Genomic DNA, 2,324 nt, shown 5'->3' with positions numbered 1-2,324 from the left:
ACCAGATACGCTACTTTCTTTCAAACCCTCAAACACCAGATTCGGTTATAACTCGGCGATTTTGCGTGCGGATTTTAAGTTGATTTCAAGGTTAGGGGCCATTTATGCAAGTTCAATTTGTATTCGGTACTCTCGTGGAAATTCTCATTTCTTATGGAGGCTGAGGCAATGATGGCTTTATTTGGTCAACTGATTGCGGGGCTTTTTCGCTACTTTAAGGTCGGCAGGGGCAACCCTGGACAGGGCGGGGGGGCGCGCCGCTGGCGGTATTCTCTTACTCTCATTTTTGCTGCAAACCGGGCAGATATGCCAATAATGCGCGGCACTGAATACCGGCGGCGTGGCCGCTGGTCTTTTGCAATTAACGTGCAATTGCGGGTTGACGCCAAATAGGGGGTTTCTTTGAATTTCAGTGGGTTAGCGGATACAGGTCCAGCTGGAGGCATCGAGGCTGATAGAGCTCTACCAGCGAGGTGGACGCAGGGCTGGTGACTTACCCCTGAAAACTTACGCACTGACACGTGTCAGTGACCCGATTTCTCCGCCGGGGCTGCCTGCCAGTAAACATTCCCATCAAGGCCCAGTTTTGTTTGGCTAGAGCCAAGAAATCCACGTTAAATTAAGCGCCTATTATCACAATTATGGCTATACCTATTATTGTGATATGTAGATCAGGGTGCTAGCATGTATCACAGATATAGTTAGTATCCACTTTTGTGATAATCATAATGGACACTTAGAGAGTTATGGCGGTAGAAAAACTATTTACCGAGCAGGAGTTACAGCTTCTACTTGATATGAATGCGGCCCCTCCACACGGGCAAAGAAATGCCGCTTTGATTATCGGGGCTGTGTACTGGGGGCTTACGCCTTCAGAATTGAGTTTGTTGCAGTTGCAGCATGTAATGGCACAAAGTGGAGAGTTTTATAGGATTTGGACCCTGCCGGAATCGGTCGCATACAATGGCGAAGTCAGGGAGTTACACACTGAAGATCATGTACTGCCATTTTTTGAGGCATACATGGAGAGTAGGGTCGAGAGGCAGTTGTTTCGCAGTAACAAATCCTGGTATCGGTATTCAGATCCCGAAAGCTATTTTTTCCTTAATGACAGAGATAAAGAATTTAGTTTATCTCTCAGGAGTAAGGGATCGAGTGACCGTCAACCAGTATCTATGAACTCGAAGCTGAAACAGTTAATTGCGAAAACATCTATCCAGGGTGCTAAACCATCATCATTCCGGGATACTTTTATCAAAAACATGTATGAGGCTGGTTGCGGATATAAAGAGCTTATGGCTGTAAGCGGAATTAAAGGTAAGGAAACCCTGGATAGAAAAATACGGCCAAGAGAAAGGGAATTAGAGAAGATATTCAAAGATTTATTTTGTAAGGTCAAAGTGCCTAAAACCAACTGATAGGGAGATCGTAGGAATATGTTAGGTTTAGCAACCGCGAGAGCGCAGTATCAGATGGTTTGAAAGACGTTTACTCGCAGTCAATTGTTAGCGGGAAACGAGACCTGTTCAAAGTTGATATGAAGTATCGCGTTAAGGCTTTAGCTCAACCGCTTGGATTAGATGAAAACTACCTGGAGCGGCTCACTGAGGTAGAGGTCTCTATTGTCGGTCTCATTCGAAAAGCGATTCGTATCAGTAAGCAGATAAATAGCACGAATAGAGAGCCATCAGAAGTAGCTACCTTGCGTAAGGAAGGGAAGCAGTTATCGCAAGTTCTCAGCGAGCGAATTGCTGATTTAGGTATCAGTATTCCAGCATTGCCAAGTGATTTGCTGGGCCTTGAATCGGTGATTGCAACGTTACTGGATGAGCGATATGCCGTTCGACCGGATGAAGCGAAAAAGGCGAGGGCGTTGATTAAGATATCTCGGGATATGATTGACGTTCTAAATACTGAGCGTGTTAATTATGACGAATTTTTAGCTCGTTCCCGTCAGCTAGTTGCTGGTACTTGCGTCGGTATTGGTCAGCGTCATATGGGCATTTCTGATAACCAATACGACTGGGTAATTATAGATGAGGCAGCTCGGTCAATTGCCAGTGAACTCGCAATCGCTATGCAGTCAGGGAAGCGTGTTCTGTTAGTTGGAGACCATCAGCAATTACCGCCATTGTACACGGAGCCTCATAAAAAGGCACTGGCCAGGAAGCTGGGGATTGCTAGCAAGTCTGCCGATATTGATGAGTTAATTGCAAGTGATTTTGCTAGAGCCTTTGAGTCTAAGTACGGTAAGCAAACAGGAGCACAGTTGAGGCTGTAATTTAAATTGTGTAACTGCTCATGCCCCCATACTCTATACCGGA

The 2,324-nt window shown here is 45.6% G+C and carries 3 protein-coding genes; all 3 read left to right on the top strand.

Going from position 1 to position 2,324, the window contains the following annotated elements; genetic code table 11:
* Positions 1-168 precede the first annotated feature (168 nt).
* The 3 genes from MO867_RS21630 (at position 169) to MO867_RS21620 (ending at position 2,281) form a co-directional block, all read left to right on the top strand.
* On the top strand, positions 169-393 hold the full coding sequence (locus MO867_RS21630; protein ID WP_252473011.1) for a hypothetical protein: 225 nt from the start codon (positions 169-171) through the stop codon (positions 391-393).
* A 353-nt stretch (positions 394-746) separates the two neighbouring features.
* Positions 747-1,418 (top strand): site-specific integrase, encoded by a 672-nt coding sequence (locus tag MO867_RS21625; RefSeq protein WP_252473009.1) that lies wholly within the window; start codon positions 747-749, stop codon positions 1,416-1,418.
* Positions 1,419-1,477: 59 nt separating this feature from the next.
* Entirely contained in the window at positions 1,478-2,281 is an 804-nt protein-coding gene (locus MO867_RS21620) for an AAA domain-containing protein (protein ID WP_252473006.1), read from the top strand.
* Positions 2,282-2,324 lie beyond the last annotated feature (43 nt).

The organism is Microbulbifer okhotskensis (genome assembly GCF_023895975.1).
Lineage (GTDB): Bacteria > Pseudomonadota > Gammaproteobacteria > Pseudomonadales > Cellvibrionaceae > Microbulbifer > Microbulbifer okhotskensis.
Note: the sequence above shows the minus strand (reverse complement) of the source record. Positions and strands in the feature narration are given on the sequence as shown.

What these genes read in the sequence shown, in the direction of transcription:
- MO867_RS21630 (WP_252473011.1), top strand. Translation starts at nt 169, where the DNA reads ATGATGGCTTTATTTGGTCAACTGATTGCGGGGCTTTTTCGCTACTTT.
- MO867_RS21625 (WP_252473009.1), top strand. Translation starts at nt 747, where the DNA reads ATGGCGGTAGAAAAACTATTTACCGAGCAGGAGTTACAGCTTCTACTT.